The organism is Methanolobus sp. ZRKC4 (assembly GCF_045291305.1).
In the GTDB taxonomy this organism is placed as follows: Archaea; Halobacteriota; Methanosarcinia; order Methanosarcinales; family Methanosarcinaceae; genus Methanolobus.
Genome location: NZ_CP146983.1, coordinates 1,888,956 through 1,909,964, shown reverse-complemented (window position 1 = coordinate 1,909,964; position 21,009 = coordinate 1,888,956). Strand labels below are relative to the sequence as shown.

At 36.9% G+C, this 21,009-nt stretch carries 20 protein-coding genes and 1 pseudogene; 10 read left to right on the top strand and 11 right to left on the bottom strand.

Annotated features, from left to right (window positions below):
- Positions 1-23: 23 nt before the first annotated feature.
- Positions 24-431, bottom strand: a complete 408-nt coding sequence (locus tag V7O67_RS09725; RefSeq protein ID WP_406669954.1) for a VOC family protein — start codon at positions 429-431, stop codon at positions 24-26.
- 260 nt (positions 432-691) lie between these two features.
- Between V7O67_RS09725 and V7O67_RS09720 the strand changes: the two genes are divergently transcribed.
- Positions 692-1,447: a helix-turn-helix transcriptional regulator gene (locus tag V7O67_RS09720; RefSeq protein WP_406669953.1), complete on the top strand. Its 756-nt coding sequence runs from the start codon at positions 692-694 to the stop codon at positions 1,445-1,447.
- A 149-nt stretch (positions 1,448-1,596) separates the two neighbouring features.
- On the opposite strand, the gene hcp is transcribed toward V7O67_RS09720, so the two are convergent.
- The gene (gene hcp / locus V7O67_RS09715) at positions 1,597-3,216 is read right to left on the bottom strand and encodes a hydroxylamine reductase (protein WP_406657324.1); all 1,620 of its coding nucleotides are present in this window, start codon (positions 3,214-3,216) and stop codon (positions 1,597-1,599) included.
- A gap of 458 nt (positions 3,217-3,674) precedes the next feature.
- On the opposite strand from hcp, the gene V7O67_RS09710 reads away from it, so the two are divergent.
- Positions 3,675-4,253, top strand: coding sequence for a TetR/AcrR family transcriptional regulator (locus V7O67_RS09710; RefSeq protein WP_342305020.1), 579 nt, complete (start codon positions 3,675-3,677; stop codon positions 4,251-4,253).
- 318 nt (positions 4,254-4,571) lie between these two features.
- On the top strand, positions 4,572-5,375 hold the full coding sequence (locus V7O67_RS09705; protein WP_406669952.1) for a DUF1638 domain-containing protein: 804 nt from the start codon (positions 4,572-4,574) through the stop codon (positions 5,373-5,375).
- Between the two features lie 277 nt (positions 5,376-5,652).
- Here the strand turns inward: V7O67_RS09705 and V7O67_RS09700 are convergent, their stop codons facing one another.
- Positions 5,653-5,844 carry a TRAM domain-containing protein gene (locus V7O67_RS09700; protein ID WP_406657307.1) on the bottom strand — a complete coding sequence of 64 codons (192 nt, stop codon included), beginning with the start codon at positions 5,842-5,844 and terminating at the stop codon, positions 5,653-5,655.
- A gap of 204 nt (positions 5,845-6,048) precedes the next feature.
- Between V7O67_RS09700 and cas1 the strand changes: the two genes are divergently transcribed.
- A complete protein-coding gene (gene cas1, locus V7O67_RS09695; protein ID WP_406669951.1) occupies positions 6,049-6,789 on the top strand; it encodes a CRISPR-associated endonuclease Cas1 in 741 nt (246 codons plus the stop codon).
- A 289-nt stretch (positions 6,790-7,078) separates the two neighbouring features.
- On the opposite strand, the gene tnpC is transcribed toward cas1, so the two are convergent.
- Positions 7,079-8,527, bottom strand: a complete 1,449-nt coding sequence (gene tnpC / locus V7O67_RS09690; protein ID WP_406671458.1) for an IS66 family transposase — start codon at positions 8,525-8,527, stop codon at positions 7,079-7,081.
- A gap of 266 nt (positions 8,528-8,793) precedes the next feature.
- Between tnpC and V7O67_RS09685 the strand changes: the two are divergent.
- The 5 genes and pseudogenes from V7O67_RS09685 to V7O67_RS09665 form a co-directional block, all read left to right on the top strand.
- Positions 8,794-9,429 (top strand): annotated as a pseudogene (locus V7O67_RS09685) (histidine kinase N-terminal 7TM domain-containing protein); the annotation flags it as partial.
- Positions 9,430-9,471: 42 nt separating this feature from the next.
- Entirely contained in the window at positions 9,472-10,572 is a 1,101-nt protein-coding gene (locus V7O67_RS09680; protein WP_342305025.1) for an ATP-binding protein, read from the top strand.
- Positions 10,573-10,719: 147 nt separating this feature from the next.
- Positions 10,720-11,337, top strand: coding sequence for a methyltransferase family protein (locus V7O67_RS09675; RefSeq protein WP_406669950.1), 618 nt, complete (start codon positions 10,720-10,722; stop codon positions 11,335-11,337).
- Positions 11,338-11,441: 104 nt separating this feature from the next.
- Positions 11,442-11,729 carry a ferritin family protein gene (locus V7O67_RS09670; protein WP_342305028.1) on the top strand — a complete coding sequence of 96 codons (288 nt, stop codon included), beginning with the start codon at positions 11,442-11,444 and terminating at the stop codon, positions 11,727-11,729.
- A gap of 147 nt (positions 11,730-11,876) precedes the next feature.
- Positions 11,877-12,527: a YggS family pyridoxal phosphate-dependent enzyme gene (locus V7O67_RS09665; protein ID WP_406669949.1), complete on the top strand. Its 651-nt coding sequence runs from the start codon at positions 11,877-11,879 to the stop codon at positions 12,525-12,527.
- 105 nt (positions 12,528-12,632) lie between these two features.
- Here the strand turns inward: V7O67_RS09665 and V7O67_RS09660 are convergent, their stop codons facing one another.
- From V7O67_RS09660 to V7O67_RS09645, 4 genes are all read right to left on the bottom strand, one after another.
- The gene (locus tag V7O67_RS09660) at positions 12,633-12,878 is read right to left on the bottom strand and encodes a hypothetical protein (RefSeq protein WP_406669948.1); all 246 of its coding nucleotides are present in this window, start codon (positions 12,876-12,878) and stop codon (positions 12,633-12,635) included.
- Between the two features lie 346 nt (positions 12,879-13,224).
- A complete protein-coding gene (locus V7O67_RS09655) occupies positions 13,225-14,169 on the bottom strand; it encodes an IS5 family transposase (protein WP_342305031.1) in 945 nt (314 codons plus the stop codon).
- A gap of 25 nt (positions 14,170-14,194) precedes the next feature.
- Positions 14,195-14,374 (bottom strand): hypothetical protein, encoded by a 180-nt coding sequence (locus tag V7O67_RS09650; protein WP_406669947.1) that lies wholly within the window; start codon positions 14,372-14,374, stop codon positions 14,195-14,197.
- A gap of 325 nt (positions 14,375-14,699) precedes the next feature.
- Positions 14,700-15,305, bottom strand: a complete 606-nt coding sequence (locus tag V7O67_RS09645) for a flavodoxin family protein (RefSeq protein WP_342305033.1) — start codon at positions 15,303-15,305, stop codon at positions 14,700-14,702.
- A 197-nt stretch (positions 15,306-15,502) separates the two neighbouring features.
- Here V7O67_RS09645 and V7O67_RS09640 point away from each other — a divergent pair, with 197 nt between their 5' ends.
- Positions 15,503-16,243 carry a hypothetical protein gene (locus tag V7O67_RS09640; RefSeq protein ID WP_342305034.1) on the top strand — a complete coding sequence of 247 codons (741 nt, stop codon included), beginning with the start codon at positions 15,503-15,505 and terminating at the stop codon, positions 16,241-16,243.
- Between the two features lie 176 nt (positions 16,244-16,419).
- Here V7O67_RS09640 and V7O67_RS09635 read toward each other — a convergent pair whose 3' ends face one another.
- The 3 genes from V7O67_RS09635 to V7O67_RS09625 all read right to left on the bottom strand — a co-directional run bounded on the left by V7O67_RS09635 (position 16,420) and on the right by V7O67_RS09625 (position 20,996).
- On the bottom strand, positions 16,420-19,161 hold the full coding sequence (locus tag V7O67_RS09635; RefSeq protein ID WP_342305035.1) for a UPF0182 family protein: 2,742 nt from the start codon (positions 19,159-19,161) through the stop codon (positions 16,420-16,422).
- A 10-nt stretch (positions 19,162-19,171) separates the two neighbouring features.
- The gene (locus V7O67_RS09630) at positions 19,172-19,975 is read right to left on the bottom strand and encodes a dienelactone hydrolase family protein (protein WP_406669946.1); all 804 of its coding nucleotides are present in this window, start codon (positions 19,973-19,975) and stop codon (positions 19,172-19,174) included.
- A gap of 172 nt (positions 19,976-20,147) precedes the next feature.
- Positions 20,148-20,996, bottom strand: coding sequence for a hypothetical protein (locus V7O67_RS09625; RefSeq protein ID WP_406669945.1), 849 nt, complete (start codon positions 20,994-20,996; stop codon positions 20,148-20,150).
- Positions 20,997-21,009: the final 13 nt, after the last annotated feature.

Here is a 21,009-nt window from a genome sequence, read left to right as displayed (position 1 = left end):
AATGAACTCTATCTGAGTTCCGGTTAATCATTGCTAGCAGAACTTTCATCCATATGGAATATTGCCCATATGTGTCCGTCAGGATCTTCAAAGCTGCGTCCGTACATCCATTCATGATCCTGAGGTTCTGCTGCTTCGAAACCACCAGCTTCTATGGCTTTGTTTACAAGTTCATCTACCTTTTCCCTGCTTTCAGTTGATATGGACACCGCCACTCCTGTACAGTTTTTGGAATCACAGATATGCTTTGCAGTGAAAATCCGGAAAAAGCTCTCAGTTAATAACATTACAAAATTCTCTTTGTTGACGATTATGCAACTGCCTTTTTCGTCAGATAACTGTGGATTAAACTCGAAACCAAGTTTAGTAAAGAACTCTGTTGATCTGTCTAGATCTTTCACGGGTAAATTTACGAAAAGTTGAGTAATCATAATATTAGCTTATAATTCAAAGATTATAAGTTATTCTCTAAGAAAGAATCTGTTGATTGAAAATGTAGAAACGGTTTCTTGATTTGGTTTTTAGTAAACACTACCTCCAAACTATTAACTCTAAAACTATAATAAATCAACAAAAATATATATAGTTGCAGCGTTTTGTACAATATACGTCATATAAAAATTTTTAAACACTCTGTTATTATTTAATAAAGGTGGTATGAGTGAAGAAAACGTTGCTTGATATTATGCTAATGTCAGAGAAGAGAAAAAGAGTTCTCCTATTGCTAAAAGATGGAGCAAAGGAAATGGAAGATATTCTCAAAACCTTATGCACCACCAGACAAGCATTACTTCCTCAAATAAAGATACTTGAAAAACACTTTCTTGTTTCTCATTATGAAGATACTTACGAATTGACAAGTATAGGAAAAATATTAATCGATGATGCAGCTCCCCTTTTAAACACTCTCGAAATTTTGGATTTGGATGTTGATTATTGGGGGACCCATAATCTTGATTTTATCCCAGTCCATCTCTTGAAAAGAATTAGTGAACTGCAAAAATGTGAGATTATAAAAACTTCTAATGCAGATCTATACGACCTTAATAAAACAGTTATGAAATCATCCTTCATGTCGAATTCTCACCGTACGCTTTGTACGTTTTATCATCCAAATTTTCCGGAGTTCTTCTCAGGCTTGATGCAGAATAATGCAAATGTATACTTTGTTACAACTCCAGAAGTATTTGATAAATTTAAAAAACAGCACATTGAAAATTTTGAAAATCTTCTAAAAAATAAATTGTTCCACTTTTATGTCTGCTCTGTAAAAATGAATTTTTTAGCTATGGTGTATAATGACTATCATCTCTTCCTACGCCCTCTTAAAAATAACGGAGAGGTTGATAGTAGCTATGTTCTATGTTCAAATCCAGATTCGCTTGAGTGGGGAAAAGACCTCTTTAAACATTACATGAAGAAGTCAATCCCTATAACTGAAATCTGATTGTCATTTACTTTTTTAGTTTTAGTCCTCTTGACGCTGAAACATAAATGCCAATCCAATGTCACAGCGATTAGAAGAGTGATTGTTGGGAATTCGACACTTTTGACTTGAAAAGTCTATTCAAATTCCCTTATCTCCATTTTAAAATTTTACTTTAAGAGCCTCTCCATGTCTTCTTCAATAGTGCTGCTTGGTGTTATATTGAACTTCTCAACCAGTACATTAAGAACATTCGGTGAAACAAAGGCCGGCAGTGTTGGACCAAGCGTAATATCCTGAATTCCAAGTCTCAGGAGAGTAAGCAACACAAGGACTGCCTTTTGCTCGTACCACGCGATATTATACGAGATAGGTGCTTCGTTAACATCTATAAATCCAAGCCTCGACATAATTCCCTGAGCAATAATGATCAATGAAAACGAATCATTACATTGTCCTGCATCCAATACTCTTGGAATCCCGTCAATATCCCCAAGATTAAGCTTATTGTAGCGATATTTAGCACATCCGGCAGTAAGTATAACAGTATCCTTGGGCAATGCCTCTGCGAAGTCAGTATAGTACTGCCTGTCCTTGTGACGACCATCGCAACCCGCCATAACAATGAATTTCTTTATCTTCCCTGTTTTAACAGCATCAACGATTTTGTCCGCATTAGTCAATACGGAATTGTAAGCAAAACCACCCATGATGCTACCTTCTTCCAGTTGTACCGGAGCTTCACAGGTCTTTGCTTGCTCGATAATAGCCGAGAAATCTTTCTCACCTTCCTCAGCCACGATATGTGTAGCACCATCATAACCCACGGAGCCTGTAGTGTATAACCGGTCAATGTAGCTTTTCTTTGGAGGGACTATACAATTACTTGTCAGCAATATCGGTCCGTTGAAACTCTCGAATTCATGTTTTTGTTCCCACCATGAGCCGCCGTAGTTACCTACCAGGTGTTCGTATTTCTTAAGTTCAGGATATGAATTTGCAGGCAGCATCTCACCGTGAGTATAGACATCTATACCGGTTCCTTCAGTCTGGTCCAATAATTGTTTCAGGTCCTTTAGGTCATGACCGCTGACAAGAATCCCCGGATTATCTCTTGTTCCGATGTTAACCTGTGTTGGTTCCGGGTTTCCGAATGCAGACGTATTTGCCATGTCAAGATCTGTCATCACATCAAAACCTTTTTCACCGCACCTCAGGACCAATGAGACAAGATTCTTATCAGTCAGACTGTCATCCGTCGTTGCCACAAGGCCATCTTCTATAAACGAACTAACCTTTTTATTAGAATTTCCAAGCATCATAGCATGATGGCCATATGCTGCAATTCCTTTGATACCATAAATCAGCAGTTCTCTCAATGACCGGATATCCTCATCCTCTGTTGCAAGTATGCCAGTATTTCTGTCCTTAAGGTTTTCCGGGGTCAGGGTTGCGATCTCAGGCAGATCATTCTCATCGAGTAGATCGTTATCAAGAAGTTTTTGTTTGATCTCATTCCGAAGCTCGAATCCTCTGTCAATGCGATCCTGAATCCCGGTAGCTCTGAAATCGGTATTCGTTATAGTTGAGAACAATGCATCGAGCATGAATTCATCAGTGCTTTTTTCAGAAATGCCTGCCTTTCTCGCTTTCTGGTTGTAGAATGCAACGCTCTTAAGCACATAGATCAAATCATCCTGAAGGTCTGCAACCTCCCCTTTCTTGCCACACATTCCGTTATTTGTGCAGCCATCCCCGTTCATTGTTTCTTCACACTGGTAGCAGAACATTTTGTCACCTCTATTTTTTTAGGTATGATGCGGAGGTATATCTATTTACTCTCAATTATCAGTGGGTTTTTGCATGAGATAACAACAGGTAAGAATGTTTTGGCTTACTATCTGCAAGTGCCTTTCAGATTCCTTCTCCTTAATCTGAGTTTTTATTTATCTCCATTTGTAACTATTCAGCCTACCACAATTAGCCTATTGATACTGATTTAATCAAAACGGAGATGTTTGCTCACTAACAACCTAAGAATCAAAAAAGCAATCAATGGCAACAATCAAAATTAATGATCCTAATAAAATGTAGGTCTCAACTTTTTGTCAAGATTGCTATTGATAGTGTTTTTATCAGGCTGAATAGTTACCTCCATTTTAACAATTGTCTACCTATATGCAGGTAGGTATTTATTATATGAGCATTATTCAAGTATTTATAAGAAAAAAGAAACATGTGGATCTATATGACAGATATGAACCCTACCAATCAACAAATACTCCATTATGCAAAGCACTTTTTGCAATGCAGGGGTTATAATGGATTCAGCTATAGGGATATTTCTCAGAAACTGGGAATAAAAAATGCTTCGATCCATCATTACTACCCAAAAAAAGAAGATCTGGTTGCTGCCTTGCTTGAAGAGAGAAGAAAGAACTTAGCTATGTCCATTGCACAAATGGTAGAAGCCGGAGGGTCTGCGCGTGAGCAACTTCAATATTATTTTGATTATGCATTACAGGAGTTTGAGGAAGGTAAAACAATCTGTCCCCCTGGCTCAGTGATCATAGATTTTGAAGAACTTCCAGAGGAAGTTAAAAAGCAAAATAAGTTGCTAATGGACGATATACTTGACTGGATCACCAATGTTCTAAGAACCGGCCTGGAAAAAGGGGAATTCAATTTTTCAGACTCTGCAGAAGCACAGGCTGAAGATGTATTTGTAACATTGATGGGAGCCAGACTGCTATCCAGCATTAAAGGTAGGAAAACACTTGTAAGATCGATTTCCTCGATCAAATACGGTCTTGGATGGAGGGATTGATTTTTTTATCCAGCCAGTGTCTACCTACATGCAGGTAGAATGGTTGTAAATATTACGTTATTTTGTAACTATTCAGCCTGGCACGATTTGCCTATTGGTACTGATTTCATCGAAATAGAGATGTCTGCTCACTAACAATCTAACAATCAAAAAAGCAATCAATAGCAACAATCAAAATAAATGATCCTAATGAAATTTACGTTTCAACTTTTTGTCAAGATTGTTATTGATAGCGTTTTTATCAGGCTGAATAGTTACGTTATTTTTTCCATAAAAAATGGAAACTAGTTAAATAAAGAAAATTGGAGGAAATTTGTAATGCCCGTTATGAGTATTATTTCATGCAAAATACTTCAGGATGAAATTCTCTGGCTTTTTACAAAAGATTCACAGATAAAGAGAATCCTGATCGTAGAAAATGAGAATATCTCTGAATTTACGGAAAAGCTCGATGAACAGCATGTCTCTTATGACATTATACCTTTGGAAAAGATACCATCTATTCTTGGGGAAATGGATGAATGTGAATCAATTGTTGTAGTCAACCTTCTGGAACTCGGGCTTCATGCTGTTCCGAAAACGCTGAAATCTGAAGTCTATCAAAGTATCAGGGAAATGATACCTTTTTCCGATGGAATGCTCATTTTTTACGGGCTTTGCGGCAATGTCCTGGGTAAGGTGGAAGAGGATTTCTGCCTGGAAAAAGATGATTGCATAGTGCGAATACTAAGAGATGATGAAAGGATCGTTGATGACTGTATCGGAGCAACAGTGGGTGGTAGTGCCAACTACCTTGAATTGCTGAAAACCCATAGTAAAGAGCCTGCATTTTTCTTTACACCTATGTATGCGACTTCATGGAGAGAAATTTTGAACATAGACAAATTTCATTCAGATCCCGGTGAAGCACTGGAGATGGCAAAAATGATCAATGACCTGGCTGGATATTCAAGGGTTGCAAAGGTTAATACCGGTCTTACATACGTTAAGGATGTCGATGAAAAAATCGAGGAATATGCAGAATTGTTCGGATACAGTATTTTTGAAGTAAATGGTAATCAGGAAATATTCGAGAAATGCTATCTTTCCATAAAAGATGAAATAAAGAACAAAAGTATGTAAAAGATAATTATGCCTGTTTTAACAAGCGTATTCTTTTCAGATGATGTAGCATACGCTCTAAGAAATACAAAAGGGCACGTTAATGCTAAAAATAGCATTGGAATTAGAAAGAAAGCAAATAGCTTAATAGCATTAAAATATCAGAAAAGATAGTTATCGGCCTTAAAATTCTTGTTCAGAATAAAACCAATGATTATATAGGTATTATAGAGAAATAAAAGGAAAACCAAAAAATTGGTCTTCCGATTAGATGCTCAATTAGTTAGTAACTTAAGAATTAAGCAACTTCGCCAAATGCAAACTTGCGCATTACTTTTGTAACTTTAATTGTAACTTCATCGCCAACCTTTGTGTTTGGCACGAAGATGACAAATCCGCTTACTCTTGCGATTCCGTCGCCTTCTCTTGCAATATCTTCGATTGTTACGTCATACGTTTCGCCGGCTTCGACCGGAGCATCTGAATCCATGTTATTAAACAAATATTTCACATCCTTTCGTATTTGCTTAAAAAGAAATACAACCATTAGTTAAACATAAGAAAAAACAGTAAAAACGGTTAAGGTAATACTATCTAGCCCTATAATTTATCAAAGTAGTTTCAGCCTCTTAAAGCACACTTAGTATACCAAGGATACTATATAAAGCTGTCCTCTGGTGCCTAAATATTTTGAATGAAATATATAATGTGTGTTGAAATTGGTGTTGATTGGAAGTACTGGAATGAGCTTAACAAAGCAATACCTGAAGAATATGATTTTTGTTCAAGGATAGACCAATACAGAAGAGCAACTGGAGCAGGAGATAAAGTCAATGTCATGCTCAATTATGGTTATACTCTGCTTGAAGCTGAATGTCTGAGAGCTATTAATACGGTTGGTCTTGATGCTCATGTAGGGTTTTTGCATGAGATGAACCCTAGCAAGAGCAGTTTAGCCTATGATTTACAAGAACCTTTTAGATTCCTAGTTGATCTTTCAGTTATTAACTTGATTGAGTCGGGTAAAATGGAGAATAAGGACTTTATCAGAACTGAGAGCTATGCACTCAGGCTCAAACCTTCAGGAGCTAAGAAGGTTACTGAAGAGTTCAATAACTGGATGAACAAGAAAGTAGCTTACAAGAAGCAATCTGTTATGTGGAGCTATGCTTTGTTATTGAAAGCTAGAGAATTAGTTCAGTATCTTGTTGGGAAAAGAAAGACAATTGACTTCATTAAGCCTGCTTATACGATTGAGAGACAGGATTCTGAAGAAATCAGGAAAAAGATAATGAGTGTTTCCTATTCTGAATGGAAGAAAATGGGGTTTTCTAAGGGTACGCTCCACTACATGAAAAAGAATGCTGAAGCTGACAAGCCATTTACTCTTACTACTCATGTCAGAGAAAGATTAGAAATGTGGGGAGGATGTTGACAAATTGAATAAAATTATATGTTGTATAAACACATCAAAGATTTGATTAATTTTAAACGTTTTTATTGAACAAGGTGGCTAGAATGCAACAAAATAATGTGCAAAAGATAGTGAAAATATTGCAAAAACATTCATTCACCATTGGTATTTTATTTGTACTTGGTGGGATATTTCTACTTTACCATGAAGTAATTACAGAAGCCTACCATTTTAGCTATACTAAAATGATAATTTATATGTAACTATTCAGCCTAGCTCACTTCCACCAAGCTGATTTCTTCATCCACGATCAATTCTGCAACTTTGGAACAAATGAATTGCCATAAAATATTGCACTAATTGCATCGATAACAGATTCAGAATTCTTATTAACAGTAGACACGTATCCTCTTATACGGCAGAAATTTTTTGCACCCTGTTTACTGCGGAAAGTACCTGATATCTTCTGCTGTACTTTCGTCATTCTGATATCTCTTTCAGCCTGATTGTTATCAAACGGAACGTTTTGGTCGTACATAAATCGCAAGATATCCTCTTTATGGCCAATAAACCTATCCAGCAAATTCTTTACCGTGGTCTGCTTCTTACGTCCTCGTTTTTTAGACCGCACATTTGATTCCGGATCAGGAGGATTTTCATTCACTCCTAAACAAGTTATGTGATCATAATCCTCACTGAACCTTTGAATTAGCTCAGTATCTAAAAGATCATTATCAACATGATGTTTAATGCATATCAAGAGATCACTCATTATCTTTGTCCACTGTTGATCACTGTTTTCGGAAGCTCCAGTTAACTCTCGTAATAAATGTGCATTACATAATGAATGTTGACATTCATATTTGTTGTACGGTTTCCAAAAATCATGTGTTGCAACACCAGTGTAACCTGGTAATATGCCCATAGCATCCATTGCTTCTGAGCCCCTTTTGCGATGTGCAAAATAATAGGTCAGTTTGTCTGTGCCTGCCACATGAAGCCAATTACGAACTGCATTTATTCTCATTCCTGTTTCATCCAGATTGATGACAGGAGATTCTTTCAGGAGATGTTTCACTGTATTTTCAAAAGCTCCAAGCTTCTCAAAACAACTACGTTCCGTGTTCACCAAAGTAGCAGGACTTATCTTGCATCCCAAAATATCAGAGAACAACTTGGTAACACGCTGATAAGGAAGTAATTGGTAAGTGTGCAAATAAACTGCAAATGACTTAACTCGATGACCGTATTGAGTCGGCTGAGTTACACCATCTGGAAAAAGAGCTTTGTTTACATGAGAACATTTGGGACATGTTTTAATCTCGCAACGATGTTCAATGCAATTGATAGTTATAGGAGGAATGTCAAAGACCTGTCTTCTTTCATAGTCAGAGGGAACAGAAGCTAACGATCTCCCACAATTGACGCATTGATTAACAGGATGAACAATAACTTCATCCGGATCATCATTTATTCTTAATGTAGTACCAGGATGACCGTTTTGACCACCTACATGCTTATTGGTCTTTTTTCTTTGACTTTTAAGGGTTGGTTTATTCCGTGCATAAGAATCAGTAGAAGGTGGTTTGCTACTGTTGCGACTATTCTTTTCAAGCATTTCTTCCAAATGCCTGACACGCTCTTCAAGTTGTGCAATTTGGAGAGATTGATGTTCAATTATCCCAAGTAATCGAGTTACAAGTTCTACTACTGCTTCTGGACCAGCTTCATAAACTGCAAGTATTTCTTCGCGGTCTATACAAATCCCCTCAGATTGATAGACGTTTTTTATGATATTTTACTGAATATTTTTTAACACATAGAATGAAGCCATAGTATATTGTTTTTTGCATCATTAAAACAGTCAGGCTGAATAGTTACGTAATATATAACAAATTCCGGACCATGTTACAGATTCATAGTATACTTAACTGTTCTTAATATTGGGTACTCAACTATAATTCCACTACAAAACAGGACTGCAATTAACAAAAGGATCAATACATTAGTAAATTAGGAGACAGGATGTATTTCAATATTTATTCAATTCCTTTGTTCATTTCGTGTTTTATTGTCTGCATTCTTTTGTATTATATTGAAAAATACAAGGCTACCCCAGGTGCAAAATATTGTGCATTTCTTCTGATTTCCATAGCTTTTTATTCATTTTTTTATGCACTGGAAATATCGGCTACTGAAATCGACACATTTTTACTCTTTTATAAACTGGAATATATAGGAATTGCTATAATTCCTTTATTCTTCATGCTTTTTGCAATAACCTATAGTGGTAAAAAAGACCGTTTATCGAAACCTTTAGTAGCTGTGTTCCTAAGTATTCCGCTTGTAACTCTTTTGCTTGTATTTACTAATGAATATCATAGTTTGTTCCATAAGAGCTTTTATATAAATAATGATGGTCTGTTCCCTGTATTTGCTTATGAACCTGGTATATGGTACTGGGTACACTTTTCATATACTATTCTTTGTATCATTATTAGCTTAAGTTTTCTTTTTGGTATGCTGCAAGGAACCCTGCCCTTTTTCCGCAAACAGATTATTATTGTTATAATCGGGTCTTCAATACCCTTTTTAACCCTTTTGATCCATCTATTAGGAATGGCTCCCTGGGGTATTGACCCTGCTCCTTTTTCCCTCACGCTGAGTGCAATCATTATATATGTAGGGTTTACGCGATATAAGTTGTTTAACCTTGTTCCTTTGGCACGGGGTCTGCTTTTTGACAATCTCCTTGATAGTGTCATAGTTTTCGATAATGAACAGAGAGTAGTGGACTATAACAGTTCTGCTATGAAAAATCAATACATAAAAACAAAAAATGTAGGAGCACACATATCGGAATTACCAGAGCCATGGTGTAATCTTTTAAAAAGAGAAAACGATTCAAGCAGAAGAAGTGTAATTGAAATTAAGGAGAAGATTGCAGATTCTATGTTCTGGTTCAGTATCACATTTCTTCCACTTTATGATCACTATGGGAGTACAATAGGAAAAATGGTGGTCATAAATAATATCACTGAACGTAAGAATGCAGAGGAAGAGTTGCTTGAAGCTATTAATAAAGCTAATTATATGGTAGCTAAGGCAGAGATGGCTAATATTGCCAAAAGTGCTTTTCTGGCCAATATGAGTCATGAGCTACGGACACCTCTCAATTCGATAATTGGTTTTTCAGATATCCTTCTTGAGAACAGGATTGGAAGTCTCAATGAAAAACAAAGTAAGTATGTGAGTAATGTATCTAACAGTGGTAAGCATCTTCTCAACGTCATAAACGATATACTTGATATCTCTAAGATCGAAACTGGAAAAATGGAACTATTTGATGATAATGCATCAATTGATGAGGTTGTTGATGAAGTCTTAATGTCATGTTCTCCTCTTGCACTTACAAAGAAAATTGAGCTGCTGCAGAATAATGATTGTGATACAAAAACAATCAAAGCTGATAAGGTCAAGCTTAAACAGATATTATACAATTTTGTTAATAATGCTATAAAATTTACTCAAGACGGTGGCAAAGTAACTTTGAACATTAAATCAATTGATAAAAAAATCCGGTTTGAAATAATTGATACAGGAATGGGTATATCTAAAGAGGATCAGAGCAAGTTGTTTACAGTTTTTGGCCAGCTTGATACAGCAAATAATAGGATATATGAAGGAACAGGGCTTGGTCTGGCTATTGTAAAGAAGTTGGTAGAAATGCACAAAGGAACAGTTTGGGTTGAGAGTGAACTTGGCAAAGGATCCACCTTTGTTTTTGAAATACCAGTCGAATAATAGTAATATTAAGCAAGTTAGTAAGGTAATTATTAAAATCACACTTTTAGATATTAGTACAGATACTTTCAAAGACCCGATGTCCTCTTCTAACACAAAAACCCTAAATACAACTTTCTCCAAATAAAGAAAAGGAGATTGTTAAAATTGGTTTTATCCATAGTGATCCTTGTTCTATGCCTTGTAGGATTTGCAGCTATTCATAGCCTTTTGGCGAGCTTGCCAGTTAAACGTTTCATCAGAGGAGCCTTAGGGTCCAAAGCAGACGATTTGTATATGCCGGTATACAATCTTATCGCAGTGATAACTCTAATACCACTTGTCTATCTGCTCTATAAGAACCCAGGCCCGTTCTTATACATCGTCCCTTCTCCCTGGCGGTGGTTCATGGTAGGTGGACAGGTGATAGCTGCTATTGTTGGTCCAAGGGCTTTGCGGGATGCACCCCAAAGATTCAGGCTACGTGGGCAGTTATCCACACCAAATACCCCTGATGCAGCCCCTCTGGATATCCGGGGTGTTTACCGATGGATAAGGGATCCTTTCCTTTTCTCCGGACTGGTGATAATGGTGCTTACTCCTTTTATGACCGTCAATCTGCTCATCATGTACCTTCTGACAACCATATATCTGGTTATGGGATCCATGCACTGGGAAAGTAGGCTGGTGGCACAGTTTGGTGATGAATTCCGAGAGTATCAGAAAGAGGTTCACAGGATTATTCCACGCTTGAAAGGGTATAAGAAAAGCAGCAGAAAGTTATGATATGCTTTCAATATCCACTTTCCAGACAATCAAAAGTAGCTTTCGATAACACATTTTTTGCCAAAAAATATATACTGTTTATGTCTTATTAACAGACGATAGACATGATTCATGAAGAAAGTACTAAACTGTCTGAAAAGACTTTAAATCTTAAAAGAGCAATCGATTCTCTAAGAGAAGAGCTGGAAGCTGTAGACTGGTACAACCAGAGAGCAGATGCCTGCACCGATGAGAACCTGAAGAAGATCTTGATCCACAATGCAAATGAAGAGAAAGAACATGCAGCCATGCTTATAGAATGGCTCAGACAGAATGATGAGAATTTCGCCAAAGAACTTAAAGAATACCTTTTCAGCACAGAAAAAGATATAGCAAGCCTTGAAGAAGGCTAAATATATTTTTCTTCATTTTTTTATTTTTGTAATGAAGTTCTACTCAAACGAACTTTTTATATTCAATACATTGCATTTAATTCATATAACCTGTAATTAGAATCTTTCAAAATATCATATTTTTAATAAAGTAGTATTGGTAAAAGAATGTCAGTCACTCAAAATATAAAGACCATCATCAAAGAACTTGAAGGAATAAAGCTTGTCAGCGTTACCAAAACTATCGATGCTGAACGAATTAACGAATCCATCAGAGCCGGAGCCACCATAATAGGGGAAAACAGGGTTCAGGAATTCGAGGAAAAATTTGATGAGATTCTGCCCTGTGAAAAACATCTTATAGGACATTTACAGACAAACAAGGTCAAAAAAGCCGTCCAGCTCTTTGACGTAATCCAGTCTGTTGATTCCTTGAAACTCATACAGGAGATTGACAGGAAAGCCATGGACATTGAAAAGGTACAGAAAGTTTTCCTTCAGGTAAATATTGGGAATGAGCCACAGAAATATGGTTTTGGACAGGATGAGATCAGGCAGATCATACCGGAGATCAGTTCACTTAAAAATATTCAGGTGACAGGACTTATGTGTATACCTCCTTTTGTAACTCCTGATCAGGTGCGCCCTTATTTCAAGCAGATGAAAGCTCTTTTTGATGAAATGAAACTGGAAAATTGTAGTAACATCAATATTCGGGAATTGTCTATGGGGATGTCCAATGATTACATGGCAGCCATCGAAGAAGGAGCTACGATGGTACGTGTCGGTTCCGCTATATTTGGAAGTAGAAAATACTGAATACAATGTTGTTTTTGCTAAAAATAGATAGTTATTCATTTTTGTACATCTGAAATTAGGTAATTATTTAGCAATTAAACTCACGGAAAAAACGATCAACTGGTATCAATTTACTAGATCATCTCCATTTTTATAAAGATACCACATTCCCCATAAGCCATAGATTATGATCAAAGGAAGGATTATTGAATATGAAACATACTTATCCGGGTTTAGATTCAGAATATCCCTTCCAATAAAAACAGTAGCCAGACTGACAATTGGCCAGTAAGCAGTAATTGCCAATGCTGCAAACATGGAGTAAAAACCCCATGATCTTCTTTTTAACAATCCGACTATTCCCAGAAACAACAGTGGAATATATAATATGGAGGATTTCGATATTCCCTCATTTTAGATCATTAAAGTATTCAAACTCAATTATATCCTCTCATTTTTTATCATTTTGTTTATTTCTCTTCATTAATCCTTATTTTGTAACTATTCAGCCTGATAAAAACGCTATCAATAACAATCTTGACAAAAAGTTGAAACGTAAATTTCATTAGGATCATTTATTTTGATTGTTGCTATTGATTGCTTTTTTGATTGTTAGATTGTTAGTGAGCAGACATCTCTATTTCGATGAAATCAGTACCAATAGGCAAATCGTGCCAGGCTGAATAGTTACCTTATTTTTAGTATAGCTTCCGCTATCCTAGATTATTCCTTTGGTTTTTAGTGTCCTCAATTGATGCAGATTAAAACAAAAAGCTGTCATCAACATTTTTGCATTCACTCTTTCTACAGTTGTAACAAGAACCTTTCTGGTTTTAAATATTTCTTTTGTCACTGCATACACTCTTTCGCAAGGGACTCTTTTCACACTTATTCTTTCATTTCTGAGGATATCCATTATTCCTAAAGGATGTCCTCTTACAGCTCGTTGCATTGTTGCTGCAAAACCTTTTGCTATTGCTCCAAAATATCCTTTATCTCTATACACCACTTCACCCTTTTCAGACAGATCAACCTGTGAATCGTGAAGTGATGCAGTTGTTGTCTCAAATCTTCTGATTAGTTCATAATCCTTATCAATAATTGTATGAAGTTTGTATCCAAAGTGAGATTTACCATTTTTCTTAGTCCAGGTTCCATCTTTGCTTCTTCTTGTTTTCGCATCTTTTCCTCTGAGTACATCTGCTTTTGCATGTCCTGGATCTGAGTGAATAAAAGTTGCATCCTGGATCATTCCTTTTTTAATCTTCAAACCAAGAGCATCAAGCTGATTCTGCATTTCATCCCACACCGCTTTTTCTTTACCATTGTCGATAATTCTCTTCCTGAATGACCAGACAGTTGTACTGTCTGGTACATATTCAGGAAATCCCAGGAATTTCCTAAAGGATATCCTGTCAATACACTGCTTTTCAAGCTCAGCATCAGAAAGACCATGCCATTGTTGCAGAACAAGCATCTTGAACATTACAATAACATCAGCTTCAGGCCGTCCGCCTGAAGCTGTTCTGTTTATGTACATTGACTCCAGAATAGGGCGAAAAGGCTTCCAATCTACTAAATATTCAATTTCAGCAAGCTTATCTCCGACAGATTGGAGACGCTTATATTCTTCATTTAAGGCAAAATCAGTAAAAGAATCCATAATAGTAAATTTGCTTTGCTATTATTTAAATTTTATTAAATTGTATGGGTATTGATGGTAGTTTCTCGAAATCCTCTATGGTATCTGCAAATGCAACTCCTTTAGCCCAGGATACACCAACTTCACCCACCTCTTCGGCAGATTCCTGTAATCCAAGTGACACCGTCAAGTCATAATCTATCAATGAGAATGTCTGACCTGTCAAAAATATTATCGTTAGTATTGTACTAATAATGATAAGAGTCCAAAAGCCAAACTTTTGTGTTCTACTTTGATCATTATTACTATCATTTTTATCCATTTGAGATTCAACTACTTGTAATACAACATGGTATCAATCATCAATCATCAATTATAATATTGAAAAATTGTTTTTGGTCGATATAAAAATTAGGAAACTATGTTTTGAATTATTTTCGTAACTTTTCAAGGTTGAAAACTGCACTAAATTATTCGAAAAAATTCAGAAGTCCGGAGCTAAAGGAAGGTAAGGAAGAAAAGATACTATAGGCAAATCTAATTCCATAGACTTAACGTAGAGACAATGCCATTTTTTTACCCGCTTCAAATGCTTTTTTAAGAATATCTCCGTCTTTTAAGACCTCACCTTTACTGAAATAGCCGGTAGCTTCAAACTTGTCAAATATCTCATAACCAAGGGCTTCAAGAGGCATTCCAAGAGCTTCAAGAGTAAATCCCATTTCTTCGGCTTTTACCTGCTCACAAACTGTAAAGACAAGTGCTTTTCGACCCTTGCCTGCAAGTTTGCTTGAATATGGACCCGGACGCTCCTCAGTAAAGTCGTAGAAAGGGTAAAGGCGGTCTATGAAGGTTTTCATTTCTGCCGTTACGTTGTAGTTATAAGTGGGAGAACCAAGGATAAGGCCTTTAGACTCCTCTATTTCAGGATAGAGAAGTTCCATTCCATCATGGAACTGGGTACAAGTTCCGGTTTTTCTGCATGCTTCACATCCAATGCAGGACTTAATACAATATTCTCTTAACATGACTTTTTTAGTTTCAGCTCCTGTTGATCTAGCCCCTTCTAAAAACTTGTCGAGCAAAATATCAGTATTCCCACCTTTTCGTGGACTTCCTCCAACTCCAATAATTTTAATCTTGTTCATCGTAGTCATTTTATGGCCTCAAATTATACCTGGGTCGACGGGTTAAATCAGTTTCTGAAAAGAGTTTCATATTTCTTATGGATCACGGAAACACAATCGAATATATGTGGGGATGATTTTTTAAGATATTGATTATTAAATAGAATGTTGATATAGCAATTTATTAAATGCTACGTCTAAGAGTTATATATAATTAGGGGGCAATCATGGAAAAAAATCAAAAGTATATAGTATTTGGTGCGGTTTTGATAATTTTATCGGCAATTATTTATTATTTCCATTACCTGATATTTCACGATCCTCATCACATTTTTATTTATCTTCTAGGAGATATTGCTTTTGTACCAATGGAAGTTTTGCTGATATCAATGATCATTCATCATTTCCTTAATGATATGGACAAGAAACACAGGTTTGAGAAACTCAATATGTTAATAGGAGTGTTTTTCAGTGAAGTTGGCACAAACCTTTTGGAATTCATATCGGATGCTGATCCGGAACTGGATAGTCATAGAGAGAAATTCATAGTTGAAGCAGACTGGTCCGATAAGGATTTCGATAATCTTATAAAATCGATGAACAAGATGGTTTATAATGTTGATACGGAAAAAATAGATTTTGAACATTTAAGCGCATTGTTGGTGGGTAAAAGGGAATTCCTCGTAAGAATGCTTGAAAATCCTACAATGTTTGAGCATGAAGAATTTACCGAACTCTTGAGAGCTGTTTTCCATCTGACAGAGGAACTAGATTGCAGAAATGAATTTTCATGCCTTCCAACGACAGATACACACCACTTAACAGGAGATATTACACGTGTATATGCACTACTTACACGGGAATGGCTGTCTTATATGAAACATACGAAGAAAAATTATCCATACCTGTTCTCTCTTGCGATCAGGACAAATCCATTTGATACAGAGAGCACACCAATTGTTACCTGATTTCTTTCATTGGATGGCAAGAGTGGTGAATTATTTTGTTTTGTGAGAAGACCATTTAATCTTCTCACATCAACTAAATTCAAGTTAATATCTCCATTCCTACAATCCAGAAAGCATCTATTCTTTTACTCTTTTTTTTTTAGCTGGTTTTTTCTGCCGCTTTTAACTAAGGCAAATCATTGTGAATTTACCTCCTCTAGAGCTAGAGAGAGTTGCTCAAGTATCTCCTCCAACTGATCGATCTCTTCTCCATACCCGGCCCAGTTACCTTCTGCAAGATACTCCTGTGCTTTGTCGTAATGATTCAGGGCTTCTTGTGCAAGTTCCCGTGCTGTTGCAGGTATATCAGGCTGGCCAGTTTCATCCTGCACATCGATTCTGCCTTCAACAAGCATTTGCAGTGATTCCTGCAGATCCTCACCCATAACAACCTTCTGTCCCGATGAGACCACAACTCTGCGTAGTTCCGGAATCTCGGACTCTTCGGCACTTATGAATATGGGCTCGGTGTACACTATAGAATTACCGATCGGCACCACCAGTAAATTACCTCTTATCACCCTGGAACCTGTCTGACCCCAGAGTGTCAGTTGCTCAGAAATATCCGGGTCCTGGTCGATTCTGGATTCTATCTGGGTAGGTCCGTAGATAAGTTCTCCCTTTGGCAGTTCATAATGTTTTATCTCTCCGTAATTCGGTTCATCGCATCTTGCTGCGATCCAGGCGATCATATTCTCCCTGTTTCTAGGTGTAAAGGGCTGTAGTAATACATATTCCAGTCCATCACCGTTGGGAAGTTTCGTGATCATGTAATAAGGTTCCATTTCAATACTGCTTCCCCGATAGACCTCATTTGGAATTTCCCACGCATCTTCTTTATTATAAAAAGTCTCAGCATCTTTCATGTGATAATTCTCGTACAGGTCCATCTGAACCTTAAAGAAATCTTTAGGATAGCGGATGTGTTTTTGCAGGTCTTCAGGCATCTCGCTGAAAGGTTTGAACAGATCAGGAAATATCTTTGAATAGGTAGTTACCACGGGTTCGTTTTCCATGATATAGAAGTCAACAGTTCCATCATAGGCATCTACAACCACCTTTACAGAATTTCGGATATAATTGATATCATAAAATTTTGTCCCATAATAGCTTTCAGAATATGGATACCTATCAGCCGTGGTATAGGCATCTATTATCCAGTATATCTTTCCGCCAGAAATAACAGGATACGGATCACTATCATATTCAAGGAACGGAGCTATCATTTGCGCTCTCTCTTCTATTTGTTGATGATACATCAACCGTGAATTATCATCTACGTATTCACTCAGGATGAATTTTAATTCACCAAAAGTGAATGCAAATATCATTCGTTTAACGAATGAATCAAGCATTATTCCACTTTTACCTTCATATTGTGTGAATACATTCTGTCCTCCTTTTGGATAGTCGAATTCCTCTTTTCCTGTATCTGCTATCTTATAGTCATTTGTGACCTCGCCATAGTAGATCCGTGGATTTTCGATATCGAATTCACCAGTAGGTGGAATATCCTGCAAAACAAATTCAGGTCTGCCGTCACTTGTCTTAGTACTTACCGGATTCATAACGATTCCAAAACCATGAGTATAGACCAGACGTTCATTTACCCATGTTTTAGCTTCAGGTGCCAGTTGCATGGTATCCAGTTCCCTGGCTGATATCATATACTGTTTGTAGCCATCGTCCATGTGGTACCGGTCGGTGTCAACATCATTGAACGTGTAATATGTTCTTATTTGCTGGAGTTGCTTGTAGGTTTGCTCAAGAGCCCGCCGGTCCCATATTCTTATGTTTTCAGTTATATGGGTATTATTTTCCAGTTCCGACAATGTCAGATCAGTATTCGCTTCAAACGGGCTTTCTTCAATATCCGATAAGTAAAAGGCCATTCTTGTATAATCTATATTATATTCCAGATACGGTTTTTCCAGCTGGATCTCGGTGGGTTCCACTTTGAATTGCTGATAAACATCAGGTACAAAAGAACTGGCCATGATGAACAGTATTAGCAGAACTATACTGGCAATTGGAATTTTTATGTTCTTCAGTTTTACATTTGCCAGTAAAGCGATAGCAGTCAGGAATGATAATATTGTCAGTATGTTGAATATTGGAAGCCTTATATGCACATCAGTATAGCCTGCACCTGATACTACTCCCTGCTGTGAGAACAATATCTCATATCTGTTAAGATAAAATCCAAATGCAATTAATACAAACAAGAATGCAAGAAGTGCTGATATATGAATAAGGACCTTAACAGGCAGTTCATCCAGTATATCCTTTACACTATTTGTCGGATACAGGAAATAAGATGATTCAGTATTATCCGCTTCAATTGTATCGGACTTGAATATAGATTCAAGCCTGATCATGTAAAGAATCAGAACCATTATGAGTGATATAACGGTCAGTGTCAGGAATATTCCTCTTATCATATGAATGAACGGGAGCTGGAATACGTAAAACCCTATATCGTTCATAAGAATAGGATCGTTAATGCCAAATGATGTGCTATTCAGATAGAAAAGAATTGTTTTCCAGTTACTGCTGAATGCAAGCCCAAAAACAAATGAAAATACTGTAATTATTATTAAAATAAACTGCGAATCGATATTATTATAGGCTATGTTTCTCTCAGCAAGGATCTTACGTATTGAATTCCCTGCAAATTTCGCATTTATGTACAGGAACGCAAAAGCAAGTATGAATCCAGGTATGATCGTAATCAGTTTCCATTGTAATATTGTTGTGAATACGGATGTATAGCCGATCATATCAAACCATAGATAATCAGTATAAAATCCCACAAGGGGACTTATACCTAAAAAAAATGCAAGAATTAAAAAAAAGAAAATTGTTCTTATATCTCTCATAATATTCACCTTATTTTAGTGTTCTATCAAAGAATGTAACCATCTGCCAGTAAGCATCCTGTGCCTCAAAACTGCTGGATAGTTGGCCATTTTCAATCATGAAACCATGCGGCTGCCCTTGGTAAACTTTCAATTCAAAGTATTTATCCTCGGCATCAAGCTCTGTTGCATAAGCATATATATCGGATATGTTGCTTGCCTCGTCATTTGTCCCGTGGATTATGAGCATGGGAGCCTCAAGCTGATCAATAACTTCAGCAGGCTGTTCCGGTTGACTTTCTGTACCTCCCGAAAAAGGAAAACCATACCATGCAACACCTGATGCAAATTCCTCCATTTGAGGAAGGAAGAGCATAGTATAACGTCCACCCGCGCAAAAACCTGTCAGACCGAGACGTTCAGTATCCACATCCTGCCTTGTACCCAGATAGACTACTGAATCCCTGACCAACTGCTCCACTACGGCATCGCTGGGAGATTCTTCAAAGGTCTGCCATTCAGGAGATATCACTACATATCCTTCGGAGGCTAACCTTTCGGTAAGATCAATATAACCGGGTTCCATCCCATTGAAAGAGTGTATCAGAACAACTGCAGGTTTTTCGCCTTCTGTTGAAGGCGCTGCAAGAAAAGCAGGATATGTCATATTACCACTGACAATTGTCACTTCCGTCTTTTCTACCTCAATTCCTGTCAATATTGGTATCTTTTCATTGCTCTTAATTCCATTATCAGCAATTTTATTTGTATCGCTTAAGCAACCTGATAATCCAACGAAAATTATCATTAACAGACAAATAAGTGAATATTTCATTTAACCCCCAATTAAACATACAATACTATCTTATTTCTATTATGTGCATGTTTATAGGTAAAAACAGAGCTCTTCTTAGCAACTGTTATTTGGATAGTACGTTAAAAAGTAGAATAGAATACAGAAGGTACTTACATTTCATCTATTGGCACAGTATTTTTAAAAAAATCGACTATGAATTACTATTACCCTTTCGCCTTCTGGATTCCTGTAATATTTTCACAGGTATGTTTGCCCCTGGAATGACAGCTCCTGCAACTTCCCCTCCAATCTCGAACAATGTTTCTTCGGTGAATATCTCTGCCATCTTTTCCCTGAGCACTTTACCAGAATAGAACTCACCTGTAATACCATCAAATTCCAGAACATTCTGTTTATTCTTTGGTAGCCATGAAAATTCAAAAGCATAAATTGGTCTGAAATACAGATCAAGAGTTTCGATTCTCACAGTCTCGTCCAGAACTTCATCTGCATCAATGGGTTTCATCATATCGCTTAATAGTTTCCTGACAAGGTAAGAAGCTTTTATTTTTACCGGAACTACAATATTATCTCCGGCATTCAGTTCTTCAGTTTGTGATATTTCACGTGTTTCCATGGAAAGATATCGGGAGAGATCTTCTTCATTTTCTGTATACGCATCTACGAATATTTCTTTAGTACTTGATTCCAGACAGTGTTCGCTACCGTGAAGTTTTACATTCCGCTCTTTATCTATATCCCTTTCCTCATTGCAGATTATTACTTTCTGCACAGCAAGATCACTAATTTTTACAGAAAACTCAGTGTTTCGCTTATACTCAAAATTGCTTGAGCATACAGCATGCCAGAAAGGCTTGTACTGTTTTTCCGCATGGATTATATTAATATCATCAGGTTTTGGCCGTGATAATAGGTTTTTAATTCCTCCAAATGCTGCAGTCTTCTTATTCCAGGCAAGTTCTTTCATTTCCTCAAAGGACTTCTCACCTGTCAATACCAGCATTCTTGGCTCAATTATCTCTAAGTTTAAGTTATCCACAATAAAAGGTATG

Coding starts and splice junctions, on each gene's coding strand:
- V7O67_RS09725 (WP_406669954.1), bottom strand. CDS start 431: ATGATTACTCAACTTTTCGTAAATTTACCCGTGAAAGATCTAGACAGA.
- V7O67_RS09720 (WP_406669953.1), top strand. CDS start 692: ATGTCAGAGAAGAGAAAAAGAGTTCTCCTATTGCTAAAAGATGGAGCA.
- hcp (WP_406657324.1), bottom strand. CDS start 3,216: ATGTTCTGCTACCAGTGTGAAGAAACAATGAACGGGGATGGCTGCACA.
- V7O67_RS09710 (WP_342305020.1), top strand. CDS start 3,675: ATGACAGATATGAACCCTACCAATCAACAAATACTCCATTATGCAAAG.
- V7O67_RS09705 (WP_406669952.1), top strand. CDS start 4,572: ATGCCCGTTATGAGTATTATTTCATGCAAAATACTTCAGGATGAAATT.
- V7O67_RS09700 (WP_406657307.1), bottom strand. CDS start 5,844: ATGGATTCAGATGCTCCGGTCGAAGCCGGCGAAACGTATGACGTAACA.
- cas1 (WP_406669951.1), top strand. CDS start 6,049: ATGAAATATATAATGTGTGTTGAAATTGGTGTTGATTGGAAGTACTGG.
- V7O67_RS09670 (WP_342305028.1), top strand. CDS start 11,442: ATGATTCATGAAGAAAGTACTAAACTGTCTGAAAAGACTTTAAATCTT.
- V7O67_RS09665 (WP_406669949.1), top strand. CDS start 11,877: ATGTCAGTCACTCAAAATATAAAGACCATCATCAAAGAACTTGAAGGA.
- V7O67_RS09655 (WP_342305031.1), bottom strand. CDS start 14,169: ATGGATTCTTTTACTGATTTTGCCTTAAATGAAGAATATAAGCGTCTC.
- V7O67_RS09645 (WP_342305033.1), bottom strand. CDS start 15,305: ATGACTACGATGAACAAGATTAAAATTATTGGAGTTGGAGGAAGTCCA.
- V7O67_RS09640 (WP_342305034.1), top strand. CDS start 15,503: ATGGAAAAAAATCAAAAGTATATAGTATTTGGTGCGGTTTTGATAATT.
- V7O67_RS09635 (WP_342305035.1), bottom strand. CDS start 19,161: ATGAGAGATATAAGAACAATTTTCTTTTTTTTAATTCTTGCATTTTTT.
- V7O67_RS09630 (WP_406669946.1), bottom strand. CDS start 19,975: ATGAAATATTCACTTATTTGTCTGTTAATGATAATTTTCGTTGGATTA.